The 12,520-nt window shown below is 62.6% G+C and carries 12 protein-coding genes; 4 read left to right on the top strand and 8 right to left on the bottom strand.

Annotation, left to right across the window (positions count from 1 at the left end; genetic code table 11):
- Nucleotides 1–85: 85 nt before the first annotated feature.
- The 4 genes from ACYVNQ_RS00735 to ACYVNQ_RS00720 form a co-directional block, all read right to left on the bottom strand.
- Nucleotides 86–1,300: an ABC transporter substrate-binding protein gene (locus tag ACYVNQ_RS00735; RefSeq protein ID WP_460900220.1), complete on the bottom strand. Its 1,215-nt coding sequence runs from the start codon at nucleotides 1,298–1,300 to the stop codon at nucleotides 86–88.
- A gap of 101 nt (nucleotides 1,301–1,401) precedes the next feature.
- Nucleotides 1,402–2,160, bottom strand: coding sequence for an ABC transporter ATP-binding protein (locus ACYVNQ_RS00730; protein ID WP_460900219.1), 759 nt, complete (start codon nucleotides 2,158–2,160; stop codon nucleotides 1,402–1,404).
- Nucleotides 2,157–2,936, bottom strand: a complete 780-nt coding sequence (locus tag ACYVNQ_RS00725) for an ABC transporter ATP-binding protein (protein ID WP_460900218.1) — start codon at nucleotides 2,934–2,936, stop codon at nucleotides 2,157–2,159. Before ACYVNQ_RS00725 ends, ACYVNQ_RS00730 begins: the two co-directional genes overlap by 4 nt.
- Before the next feature lie 308 nt (nucleotides 2,937–3,244).
- Nucleotides 3,245–4,984, bottom strand: coding sequence for a GMC family oxidoreductase (locus ACYVNQ_RS00720; protein ID WP_460900217.1), 1,740 nt, complete (start codon nucleotides 4,982–4,984; stop codon nucleotides 3,245–3,247).
- 197 nt (nucleotides 4,985–5,181) lie between these two features.
- On the opposite strand from ACYVNQ_RS00720, the gene ACYVNQ_RS00715 reads away from it, so the two are divergent.
- Both ACYVNQ_RS00715 and ACYVNQ_RS00710 read left to right on the top strand, forming a co-directional pair.
- Nucleotides 5,182–6,081 carry a LysR family transcriptional regulator gene (locus tag ACYVNQ_RS00715; RefSeq protein ID WP_460900216.1) on the top strand — a complete coding sequence of 300 codons (900 nt, stop codon included), beginning with the start codon at nucleotides 5,182–5,184 and terminating at the stop codon, nucleotides 6,079–6,081.
- Between the two features lie 186 nt (nucleotides 6,082–6,267).
- Entirely contained in the window at nucleotides 6,268–6,804 is a 537-nt protein-coding gene (locus tag ACYVNQ_RS00710) for a class IV adenylate cyclase (protein WP_460900215.1), read from the top strand.
- Between the two features lie 52 nt (nucleotides 6,805–6,856).
- On the opposite strand, the gene ACYVNQ_RS00705 is transcribed toward ACYVNQ_RS00710, so the two are convergent.
- Nucleotides 6,857–7,348 carry an Lrp/AsnC family transcriptional regulator gene (locus tag ACYVNQ_RS00705; protein WP_460900214.1) on the bottom strand — a complete coding sequence of 164 codons (492 nt, stop codon included), beginning with the start codon at nucleotides 7,346–7,348 and terminating at the stop codon, nucleotides 6,857–6,859.
- 333 nt (nucleotides 7,349–7,681) lie between these two features.
- On the bottom strand, nucleotides 7,682–7,906 hold the full coding sequence (locus ACYVNQ_RS00700) for a DUF3717 domain-containing protein (RefSeq protein ID WP_460900213.1): 225 nt from the start codon (nucleotides 7,904–7,906) through the stop codon (nucleotides 7,682–7,684).
- Between the two features lie 108 nt (nucleotides 7,907–8,014).
- On the opposite strand from ACYVNQ_RS00700, the gene ACYVNQ_RS00695 reads away from it, so the two are divergent.
- A complete protein-coding gene (locus ACYVNQ_RS00695; protein WP_007581727.1) occupies nucleotides 8,015–8,701 on the top strand; it encodes a response regulator transcription factor in 687 nt (228 codons plus the stop codon).
- Nucleotides 8,702–8,895: 194 nt separating this feature from the next.
- Nucleotides 8,896–10,449, top strand: coding sequence for a sensor histidine kinase (locus ACYVNQ_RS00690; RefSeq protein ID WP_460900212.1), 1,554 nt, complete (start codon nucleotides 8,896–8,898; stop codon nucleotides 10,447–10,449).
- Nucleotides 10,450–10,587: 138 nt separating this feature from the next.
- On the opposite strand, the gene ACYVNQ_RS00685 is transcribed toward ACYVNQ_RS00690, so the two are convergent.
- Nucleotides 10,588–11,070, bottom strand: coding sequence for an SET domain-containing protein (locus tag ACYVNQ_RS00685; protein ID WP_460900211.1), 483 nt, complete (start codon nucleotides 11,068–11,070; stop codon nucleotides 10,588–10,590).
- A gap of 296 nt (nucleotides 11,071–11,366) precedes the next feature.
- Nucleotides 11,367–12,479, bottom strand: a complete 1,113-nt coding sequence (locus ACYVNQ_RS00680) for an NADH:flavin oxidoreductase/NADH oxidase (protein WP_460900210.1) — start codon at nucleotides 12,477–12,479, stop codon at nucleotides 11,367–11,369.
- Between the last annotated feature and the right edge of the window lie 41 nt (nucleotides 12,480–12,520).

Raw genomic sequence — 12,520 nt, 5'->3', positions numbered from 1 at the left:
GCCCCATGCGCGCAGCACGTACAACGTTCGCGCCTGCCTGCGTCCCGAAAACTTCACGCGTGCGACAGACGTACCTCGCCAGCGCCTATTTCCAGAGCGCGCAGCGCGATTCCTGCTTCGTCGTAAATGCCTGTTCGCCCGGAATCGTCGCGGTGATCTTGTAGTAATCCCACGGTTCTTTCGATTCGGCCGGCGTCTTCACCTGCATCAGGTACATGTCGTGGATGAAGCTGCCGTCCTGGCGGATGTAGCCTTTGGCGAAGAAGTCGTCGATCTTCGTCTTGCGCAGCTGCGCCATCACCTTGTCGGGATCCGTCGAACCGACCGCCTGCACCGCCTTCAGATAGTTCGTGGTGGCCGAGTAGTCGCCGGCCTGCAGGCTCGACGGCATCTTCTTCGTCTTGGCGAAGTAGCGCTGCGCCCACTTGCGCGTGTCCGCGTCCTTGTTCCAGTACCAGCTGTCGGTCAGCACGAGGCCCTGGGTGGTTTCGAGGCCGAGGCTATGAATATCGTCGATGAAGATCAGCAACGCGGCGAGCTTCATCGTCTTGTTGATGCCGAACTCTTTGGCGGCCTTGATCGAGTTGACCGTGTCGCCACCCGCGTTCGCCAGGCCGAGAATCTGTGCCTTCGACGATTGCGCCTGCAGCAGGAACGAAGAGAAGTCCGAGGCCGACAACGGATGGCGCACCTCGCCGAGCACCTGGCCGCCATTCGCCTTCACGACGTCGGCGGTAGCTTTCTCCAGCGCCTTGCCGAACGCATAATCGGCCGTCAGGAAGTACCACGTCTTGCCGCCCTGCTTGGTGATCGCCGAACCCGTGCCCTTGGCCTGCGCGGTCGTGTCGTACGCATAGTGGATCGTGTACGGCGTGCACTGCTCGTTGGTCATCGTATCCGCGCCGGCGCCGACGTTGATGTAGACCTTGTGCTTCTCGCCTGCCACCTGGTTCATCGACAGGCCGGTCGCCGAGTTGGTGCCGCCGATCAGCATCTGCACGCCGTCGCGGTCGAACCATTCGCGCGCGCGCGATGCGGCGATATCCGCCTTGTTCTGGTGGTCCGCATAGACCAGCTCGATCGGCTTGCCGTTCACCTTGCCGCCGAAGTCTGCAATTGCCATGCGGATCGCTTCGAGGCCGCCCGGGCCGTCGATGTCCGCATAAAGGCCCGACATGTCGGTGATGAAGCCGATCTTCACCGTGTCGTCGGCTGCCCGCGCGCCGCCTGTGGTCAGCGCGATACCGGCCGCCGCCGCGAAACAGAGTGACGTGAGTCGCGCGAGAGTGTTCCTTTTCATTCCTGTCTCCTTCGTTCTGCGTTGTGGTTATCAGAGGCAATCAGCGTGACGGCGCGGGCACGGCGACGCACCCCCGGGTGCATCGCAGCAGGCTGCGCCGCTCACACCCCGAGCAAATCGTGCAGTACCGGCATCTTGCTTTCGAGTTCGCGCGCACCGAAGTGCTCGACGATGCGGCCGTGCTCCATCACATAGAAGCGATCCGCGAGCGGCGCGGCGAAGCGGAAATTCTGTTCGACCATCACGATCGTGTAGCCGCGCGCTTTCAGCGTGACGATCATCCTCGCGAGCACCTGCACGATGACCGGCGCGAGACCTTCGGAGATCTCGTCGAGCAGCAGCAGGCTCGCCCCCGTACGGAGGATGCGTGCAACCGCCAGCATCTGCTGTTCGCCGCCGGATAGCCGCGTGCCCTGGCTCATGCGCCGCTCGTACAGATTCGGGAACATCTCGTAGATTTCTTCGAGCGACATCACGTGCTCGGCGTCACCCACCAGCGGCGGCAACAGCAGGTTTTCCTCGCACGACAGGCTCGAGAAAATGCCGCGCTCTTCCGGGCAGTAACCAATGCCGCAATGCGCGACGCGATGCGTGGCCAGATTGATGGTTTCGCGGCCGCCGACGCGGATCGAACCCGTGCGTCGCCCCGTAAGCCCCATGATCGCGCGCAGCGTGGTGGTGCGGCCCGCACCGTTGCGGCCGAGCAGCGTGACCACTTCACCGCGCGCCACGCTCAGATCGACGCCGTGCAGAATGTGGGACTCGCCATACCACGCCTGCAGGCCGGCTATTTCGAGCGCCGGCTCCGCGTTCACTGCCCCGTTGGTCTCGATGTTTTCGTTTTCCGTCACCGTGCTCATGCATGGGCTCCGGCGAGTGCGGCATCGGCACTGCCCATGTAGGCCTGCGTCACGAGCGGGTTCTTCGATACTTCGGCGTAGCTGCCTTCGGCCAGCACTTCGCCGCGTTGCAGAACCGTGATCGTGTCCGAGATGCCGGCAATCACATTCATGTTGTGTTCGACCATCAGGATCGTGCGCCCTGCCGAGACTTTTTTGATCAGCGCAGTCACGCGGTCGACGTCTTCGTGACCCATGCCCTGGGTCGGCTCGTCGAGCAGCATCAGTTCGGGTTCCATCGCCAGCGTGGTCGCGATTTCGAGCGCGCGCTTGCGGCCGTACGACAGCTCGACGGTCGGTACCTCGGCGAAATCGGCAAGGCCGACTTGCGTGAGCAGATCGAGTGCGCGGTCGTTCAGCTGATGCAACGTGCGTTCGCTTTTCCAGAAATGGAACGCGGTGCCGAGCGTGCGCTGCAAACCGATGCGCACGTTTTGCAACGCAGTCAGATGCGGAAATACCGCGGAAATCTGGAACGAACGGATCACGCCGCGCCGCGCAATCTGCGCCGGGCGCTCACGCGTGATATCGACACCATTGAAAACGATCTGCCCCGCCGTCGGCACCAGAAATTTGGTGAGCAGATTGAAGCAGGTGGTCTTGCCTGCGCCGTTCGGACCGATCAATGCATGGATCGAGCCGCGTCGCACCCGCAGGTTGACGCCGTTGACTGCCGTGAAGCCTTTGAACTCTCTGGTGAGCCCGCGCGTCTCGAGTATCGTATCGCCGAGAATCATGTTCCCTTCCATGCGAAGTAAGGCGAAGCACTACGGTAGTACGCGCAATGTGCGCAATGTCGGATGGCGGTCAAACCCCCGTGGCCGCTGCTTGGCGTGGTGCACCAATACAAGCGGCAAGCCATGCCGCAACACGCAGCATGGCGCCATTGTCGCCCCAATGATGCAGCGCAATCATTGGGATTTGCACTTAGTATGCGAAGCGCATTTGGCGCGGCTTTCGTGCAGCTTCTATCCCGCATCGGTGTTGCTTTTGCACGGTTTTTGTTCTGTTTTTGTGCGTTGCATGGCCGCGTGCGGCGCCTCTGTCACGTGACGGACACGGATGCCGCAGCAGACGTCGCAGTGGATATTTCAACCGTCGGGCTGTCGCGCCGTGCCCGACGGTCTTCGCGGATCATTTCACTCGCGCGTTCGGCGATCATCAGGGTCGGCGAGTTTGTATTGCCCGACGTGATCATCGGCATCACTGAAGCATCGACCACCCGCAGGCCTTCGACGCCGATCACGCGCAGCCGCGTATCGACCACCGCCGCCGGATCGTCGGCTGTACCCATCCGGCACGTGCCGACCGGATGGAAAATCGTCGTGCCGACCTGGCCGGCGGCGCGCTGCAGTTCTTCCTCGGTCTGGAACTGCAAGCCCGGCAAAATCTCCTGCGGCGCGTAGCGCGCGAGCGCCGGTGCGGCGGCAATGCGACGCGTGAGACGCAGCGCGTTCACCGCAACGTGGCGGTCGTAATCAGTGGACAGATAGTTCGGCGCGATCAGCGGCGCCGCATGCGGGTCCGGCGACTTGATGTGAATGCTGCCGCGCGAAGTCGGCCGCAGCTGACACACCGATGCGGTGAACGCATTGAAGCGATGCAGCGGTTCGCCGAAGCGGTCGAGCGACAACGGCTGCACGTGATACTCGAGATCGGGACGCGTCAACGACCGGTCGTCCGGATCCGACTTGGCGAACGCACCCAGTTGCGACGGCGACATCGACATCGGTCCACTCTGCGTCAGCAGATACTGCAAACCGATCATCGCCTTGCCCCACCAATGCGCGGACGCGGTGTTCAGCGTGCGTACGCCATTCACCTTGAACGCCATGCGCAATTGCAGATGATCCTGCAGGTTCTCGCCGACGCCGCGAAGGTCCTGCACGACATCGATACCGAGGTTCTGCAGACGCGCGCCGTTACCGATACCAGACAACTCGAGCAATTGCGGCGAATTCACCGCGCCGGCGGCGACGATCACTTCGCGACGCGCCTTCGCCAGATAGTCGACTTCATTGCCGCGATACTCGACACCTACACAGCGCTTGCCTTCGAACACAAGGCGTTGAGTCAATGCGCCGGTGATGGTGGTCAGATTCGGTCGGCCGAACGCGGGCCGCAAGAATGCCTTCGATGCGTTCCAGCGAATGCCGCGCTTCTGGTTCACATCGAAGTAGCCGACGCCGCTGTTGTCGCCGCGATTGAAGTCGTCAGTGGCGGGAATGCCGTTTTCCTGTGCGGCTTGCGCGAAGGTCTCGAGAATCTTCCACTTCAGACGCTGCTTCTCGACGCGCCATGCACCGCCCGCGCCGTGCCACTGGTTCGCGCCGCCGTGATGATCTTCGCTGCGCTTGAACACAGGCAGCACCGCATCCCACGACCACGAAGGATCGTTCGTCACGCGTGCCCACTCGTCGTAGTCTTCGCGCTGTCCGCGCATGTAGATCATGCCGTTGATCGACGAGCTGCCGCCCAGCACGCGGCCACGCGGATACGACAGCGCGCGGCCGTTGAGGCCCGGCTCCTGTTCCGTCTTATAGAGCCAGTCGGTACGCGGATTGCCGATGCAGTACAGATAGCCAACCGGCACGTGAATCCAGTGATAGTCGTCCTTGCCGCCCGCTTCGAGCAGCAGCACCGACACGTCGCGGTCCTGGCTCAGACGATTGGCCAGCACGCAGCCTGCGGTGCCGGCGCCGATGATGATGTAGTCGAACTCGCCTTCGAGGGTTCGTTCACGCGGCGCGCCTGCTGCGGCCGCAGATGATTTAACCGTGCTCACCGGTTGTCTCCTTTGGAATGCTTGCGATTGCGCAGCGCAATGTGTCGGCGCAACCGACATCGATCTGCTCGTCGCTGTGTTTGGCGAACCTCGCGAACGCCCACCGCTGTGCGATGAACCGAAGCGTAATCGCTGTCGCACGCGCAACGCCAATGATTAATGCTCAACTGCGATATAAGACACGTTAATATCAGTGCATGGATCTGACGCTGCTAAGAGCATTCACCACCGTCGCACGCGAAGGCAATCTGACGCGCGCCGCCGCCCAGCTGCATCTGACGCAACCCGCGGTAAGCCTGCAGATCAAGCATCTGCAGGAAGCGCTCGGCGTGACGCTCTTCACCCGCGTGTCGCACGGCCTGACGCTGACGCGCGACGGCCAGGCGCTGCTGCCGCACGCCGAACGCGCGCTGGCTGCGGCCGGCGAGGTCGAGCGCGCCGCCGCGACGCTGCGTCACGAAGTGCGCGGCCGGCTGCGCATCGGCACGATCCTCGACCCTGAATTTCTACGCCTTGGCGGCTTTCTGCGCCAGTTGGTGGAAACGTGGCCGCACATCGAAACCGCGTTGCGGCACGGCATGTCTGGCTGGGTGCTCGAGCAGATCCGCGCCGGCGACCTGGACGTCGGCTACTACATCGGCCGCCCCGCCGAAGACGACACCCGCGACGGCGCCGCCTTCCATACGATTACATTGACCGGCTTCCAGTACCGCGTGCTCGCGCCAGCCGGCTGGAAAGACCGCGTCAAAAACGCACACGACTGGCGCGCGCTGGCCGCGCTGCCGTGGATCTGGACGCCGCCTGCGTCGGCGCATAACCGGTTGCTGTCACGGCGCTTCGCCGAGGCCGGGGTCAAACCAGTGAAAGTGGCCGAAGTAGACCAGGAGCCGTCGATGCTGGATCTGGTCAAATCCGGCGTAGGTCTGACGCTGGCGCGCGATGCGATTGCGCTCGCGCAGGCGCACGCACATGCGTTGACGATCGTCGAAGGCGTGACGGTACCGACTGAACTGAGCTTCGTCACACTCGCCGCACACAAGGACGAACCGGCGATCGCCGCCGCGCTGAAGCTGATCGAACAGCAGTGGGCGTTATGAGCCGCGCTCATGTCAGCGCGGCGCGCCACCGTACCGACGCGTTGTCACGCGCTTTTTGCTAGATTGACGGTTTGCCGTCTCTTGCTGCTCTCCCCCTTGGTATTTTCGACCGGCATTCGCCGTCTACCCGCGACGAACTGCCCGCAAAAACCGTTAATCGCCGCATCTGTCGACAGGAGCTTTTACATGGCACGCAACATCGAAATCAAAGCCCGCGCCCCGCAGTTCGATCTGCTCCGGGAACGCGCCGCCGCCCTCGCGCCGGATGCTCCGTTGATTTTTCGTCAGCAGGACTTTTTCTACGACGTGCCGCGCGGACGCCTGAAGCTGCGTCAGTTCGAAGATGGCACGCCGGCCGAGCTGATCTTCTATCAGCGCGACGACCGCGACGGCCCGAAAGTGTCGTACTACACGCGCAGCCCGGTGACGAATCCGGAAGCGATGCACTCGCTGCTCGCAACCGCGCTGACGACGCGTTGCATCGTGACGAAGGAACGGCACGTGTTTCTGGTGGGACGTACGCGGATTCATCTGGATCGCGTCGACGGCCTCGGCGATTTCATCGAGCTCGAAGTGGTGCTCGGACAGGACGACGATGAGGATGGCGGCGAGGCAGAAGCGCACGCGATGTTCAGGCAGCTTGGCGTGCCTGAGTCAGATCTGGTGGCAGTGGCGTATGTCGATCTGCTGAGTTCGGCGCAGGAGCCGTTGAAGGTCGCTTGATACGGGTTGTTGTTGCAGCGGCTGTTTGCGTCAAATGCAGCCGCGACCCTGTTTAATCGGCGCCGCTGCCCGGCGCCAGATGCCCCAGCGGTAACGGCCCATTGCGCTTGAACGTGGTCAACACGATGTTCGAGCGGATGCTATCCACGCCGGGCACGCGCATCAGTTTCTTCATCACGAATGAAGAAAGCGTGGTCAGGTCCGGCGCGACGATGCGCAGCAAATAGTCCGCGTCGCCGACCACTGCATGGCATTCCAGCACTTCGGGCAGCACGTCGATCTGCTGCTGGAACTGCTCGATGATGGAATCGCCGTGATGCTTGAGCTTCAGGCTCGTGAACGCCGTCACGCCGAGCCCGAGTTTTTCGGGCCGCAGCACCACGCGGTAGCCATCCACCACGCCGATCGACTCGAGCCGCTGCAGGCGCCGCCCGATCTGCGAAGGCGACAGCGGCACCTCTTCGCCGAGTTGCTGATGCGTGGCGCGTCCGAAGCGTTGTAGCACGTCCAGAAGCGCGAGATCGAAGTGATCCAGCTCCACCATGAAATTTCCCCGCACAATTTGGCGATTTGGTGCGGGATTATCGCATGTTGTCCGCTTACACGCGGAATGCCTTGAAAACGCTTCCAATGCAGATACTGCGAACGCTCACAGCGCCGTCCCACAGTGCATTCGCCGAACTCGCTGCAGCGCAATTTCATCCGTGAAAAAATACGCCGGCCGTTGCATGAAGTGTCGCGTCAGTCGCTGCGCTTCAACCGAGGCAACGACGCGCATATCAGGTTGCCCGCGAACGAACCCCACACGATCGAAGGCAACCCAAATGCGCTTGCGTGAAAGGCTTTTGGAGGTATTCAGGCCACCAAACCTTCACTTCTAAAGGCCATCTTTAAGGCGAACGTAAGAATTCCAGGCATCACGTGCTAACTCGTCCAAAGCTTCCTGCGGTACGCATTGGTGACGCTGTACAATCATCAATGCATACGGCTTGGACAGCGCGCTTGCCTCCTTGCACAGCACGAGTTCGTCACCTTCTGAAGGTGAACGGACCCGCCAGAAGTTGATCGCGGCTTCGAGTTCGTTGATCGTGATTTCGGACATGACTTTCGTGATCATCCCCGCCGCATCGCGCGACGGTTTACTGTGCTGCAGGCGCCACGGCGAACCGCGTGCCTGACATGCCTAACCCATTGTACTTGAGTGAACTCCATGCGACTCCTTCTGATCGAAGATGACCGCCCGATCGCACGCGGCATCCAAAGCAGCCTCGAACAAGCCGGCTTCACAGTCGACATGGTCCACGACGGCATCTTCGCCGAACAGGCTCTCACGCAAAACCGCCATGAACTCGTGATCCTCGATCTGGGCTTGCCCGGTATCGATGGCATGACGTTGCTGTCGCGTTTTCGTCAGAGCAACCGGCATACGCCGGTTATCGTGCTGACCGCCCGTGACGAACTGAACGACCGTGTCCAGGGCCTGAACTCCGGCGCCGACGACTACATGCTCAAGCCGTTCGAACCCGCCGAGCTCGAGGCGCGCATCCGCGCCGTGATGCGCCGTAGCGGTCCGCATGGCGACATGCCGCGTCCGGAAGTTTCGCTGGGCGGTGTGCGTCTGTCGGGCGTCGATCGCCGCATCTTCAACGACGACAAGCCGCTCGAACTGTCGCCGCGTGAATTCGCGGTGCTCGAAATGCTGCTGCTGCGTCATGGCCGCGTGGTCAGCAAGGCGCAACTGCAGGACCACCTGACGCATTTCGGCGGCGATCTCGGCGACACCGCGATCGAAGTGTATGTGCACCGGGTGCGTAAAAAGCTCGAAAACTGCCGCGTTGAAATTGTTACGGTGCGTGGCTTCGGATATCTGCTGCAAGAGATCCGTCAGGCGTCATAATGCCGCTAAGACCGTAGTCGGCTGACGAGACGGGTTGGCGCCGGGTTTGATCTACCGCGCAATCCTGTCACGTCAGACGCAGCGCCGCGGTTCTCCTTGCATGTTCATGTGCGGGAGGAAACGCGGCGCTTCGCCGTTTCCAGAAGACTCGCGGTCGAGGCTGGTAGTCAACTCACTTTTTCGCGCGTTCGACCATGCCCTATCCGGCCGCGAACAGTCTGCGCCGCTCACTGCTGCGCCGCCTCGCCGCTCCTTTATCGCTGCTCGCGCTGATGAGCGGCCTGATCGCGTACTGGCTCGCGTGGCAATACACGCAGCACGTCGTCGATCGCTCGCTGGCCGATCTCGCCACCGCTATCTCGAAGCAGATCCAGATTGCCGGGCCGAATGCCCGCATCGCCGTGCCGCCGCTCGCGCAGGCGATGTTCTCGGATCCGGTCGAACATCTCGTCTATCGCATCAGCAACGGCGAAACCGAAATCGCCGGCGACCCAAGCCTGCCGCTGCAAGGCACCAGCGTGCGGCGGATGCACTTCGCATATGTATTCGAAACGCAGCATCAGGGCGTGACGGTGCGCGTCGCGCAAGTGCGCGTCGATCAATCGGCGGGCGACCCGATCGTGATCGAAGTCGGCCAGCCGGTGCGACACAGGTTCCGCATCGCCGCCGAGTTTCTGATCGCAATCATGATGCCGTTGCTGCTGCTACTGCTGGCCGGCTGGGTGATCGTCTGGCGCGTGGTGAACCAGCAGTTGAACCCGTTGACCGATCTGGCCGATTCGCTGAACCGGCAGACTCACACTTCGCTGGAGCCGGTCGATGAAACGCATGTACCGGTCGAAATCCGTCCACTGACTGGCGCGTTGAACGGCCTGCTCGACCGTTTGAAAACCGCGCTCGATGGACAACGCAAATTCATCGCCGATGCCGCGCATCAGTTGCGCACGCCGTTGACGGCGGTCAAGCTGCATGCGGAACAGGCCGTCACCGCACGCGACCCGCAGCAAACCCTGGTCGCCGTGCGCGAGTTGCGCGCAGCGGCCGATCGCGCGGTGCGTTTGTCGAACCAGTTATTGTCGCTGGCGCGCGCCGAACCAGGCGAACAGGCCGCACGCTTCGTGAATATCGACGTCGCCGCGCTCGCGTTCGACACCGGCGCCGAATGGGTACCGCGCGCGCTTGCCGTGCACGTCGACCTCGGCTTCCAGCGCCTCGACGATCCCGATGCGTCGAACGATCACCCGCTGATCGCACGCGGCAACCCGGTGCTGCTGCGCGAAGTGATCGCGAACCTGCTCGACAACGCGTTGAAGTACGTGCCGCTCACGCGCGTGCATGGCGGGCGCATCACGATGACGATCGAAGAAAAGCGCGTCGATGCAATCGCGATGGCGGAGCTGACCGTCGAAGACAACGGCCCCGGCGTGCCACTGACGCAGCAGCCGGACCTGTTCAAGCGTTTCTTCCGCGGCGACCGGCATAGCGAGAGTCTGAGCGGCGTCGATGGTGGCGCGGGCCTCGGTCTCGCGATCGTGCACGACATCATGTCGCTGCATCACGGCAGCGTGCATTACGAAGACGCGCCGGAAGGCGGCGCACGCTTTATCGTGCGCGTTCCAATCGTGGTCGGCACGACGCGGCGCGATTGGCGCGATGCAAAGGAACGCAGCGCCGCCCCCACTGTTGCTGCCGCTACCGATACGCAAGACGCAAAAAAATCGGCGCATAACGCGCCGATCGATCTGTAAGCTGCTTTTTGGTCTGCTTTTTGGTCTGCTTCCTGGTTGGCTTCATGAGCGCGGTACGTGGCTAGCCGCCGCTTCTTCACAAGCAAAGCACCAGGTCCGCGTGCGCCGTATGCATCGATAACGCATACGGCGCACGCGTCACTTCTTCTTCTTACCCTTCTTCTCTTTTTCCTTTTCCGGCGCCGCCAGCATCGTGCCGCGGCACTTGCGCGTGCCGCAGCGGCACTCGTACTCGCGCTTGAGCTTCTTGGTCTGGCGTGCGTCGATCACGAGACCGTAGTCATAGAACAGCTCTTCACCGGCTTCGATATCGCGCAGCGCACTGACGAACACACGCCCGTCGATCTCTTCGGCTTCGCAATTCGGCATGCATGAATGATTGATCCAGCGCGCGCTGTTGCCCGTCACCTTGCCGTCGATCACGCCGCCGTTGTCGAGCGCGAAATAGAACGTGTGATTCGGATCGTTGGGATCATGCGGGTGGCGTCGCAATGCCTCTTTCCACGAGATCCGCTCCCCCTTGTACTCGATCAGGCGTTCACCCGCGCCAATCGCGTCGAGGGCAAACACGCCTTTGCCATGGACGCCAGATTGGCGCACGGCGATCCTGCGTGAACTCATTGAATGAATCCTTGTGTAAAACTAAGGTGGACTGCCCGTCTGGGTCCGGCTATTGCCGCGTGCTCCCGGCTCTCATCTTGCGCCGCCGCTTGCGCGTCAGCCCCGCTCGGCAGCGCGCCATCCCGGCATGCGCCACCGGGTCGGACTGCGTTCCTGACGTGGATAGCAAACGCGGCGCTTTGGTAGCGCCGCGTTAGACATGGTGATGCACCGACGCATCACAACCGGCATCGTACACGGTCGATATGACTTCGTTCAACCCTCGTCATGGCGTCGTGCACGAATGGCCGCGAGGTTTAGCGCTGCCCGAACGAGATATCGCCGAACAACGCTTTCTGATCGCGCGGCTGCGAGCGCCAGTATTGTGGCGGCGCCTGAACCGTCGCGCCCAGCTGCGCGGCCGCATGCCATGGCCAGCGCGGGTCGTACAGCATCGCACGCGCCATCGCGACGAGATCGGCGTCGCCTTGTTCGATCAGCTGGTTCGCGTGTTCGGGATCGCTGATCAAACCGACTGCGATGGTCGGCAGCCCGGTCGCTTCCTTGATCGCGCGTGCGAACGGCACCTGATAGCCCGCCTCGAGCGGAATTTTCTGCAATGGCGATACGCCGCCGCTCGACGCATCGATCCAGTCGCAGCCGCGCTTTTTCAGTTCCTGTGCAAACGCGATCGTGTCTTCGATGGTCAGGCCGCCCTCCACCCAATCGACCGCCGAGACCCGCACGCCGACCGGCTTGTCGGCCGGAAACGCGGCACGCACGATGTCGAAGATCTCGAGCGGCAGACGCATCCGGTTCTCGCGCGAGCCGCCGTATTCGTCGCTGCGCTGATTGGCGATCGGCGACAAAAACTGGTGCAGCAGATAGCCGTGCGCGCAGTGGATCTCCAGCGCATCGAGACCGAGCCGCGCCGCCCGCCGCGCGGACGCGCCGAATGCTTCGCGAATCCGGTTCAGTCCGGGTATGTCAAGCGCGAGCGGCGGTTCTTCGCCGGCCTTATGCGGCAGAGCCGACGGCGCGTGCGGCAGCCAGCCGCCTTCGGAAACTGGAATCAGCTGCCCGCCGTCCCATGGAACATGGCTCGATGCCTTGCGTCCCGCATGGCCAAGCTGCATCGCCACGGCAATCCCGGAATGCTGGCGGATCGCCGCCAGCACCGGCTCCAGCGCACGCTCGGTGGCGTCGTCCCACAAGCCGAGATCGCCCGGCGTGATGCGCCCGTCGGGTTCGACGGCGGTTGCTTCGATACACAGCATGGCCGCGCCGGACAGCGCGAGATGACCTAGATGAATCATGTGCCATGCAGTGGCTTCGCCGCGTTCGGCGGAGTACTGGCACATCGGGGAGACGACAATGCGATTGGGCAACGTCACGCTGCGCAGCGTGAGCGGAGAGAACAGAGCGCTCATGAGATCGTGTCCAGGCAGACGGGGGAGCGTTCGAGAATAGC

It is taken from the genome of Paraburkholderia jirisanensis, assembly GCF_054782355.1.
This window is presented reverse-complemented; position numbering and strand designations above follow the sequence as displayed.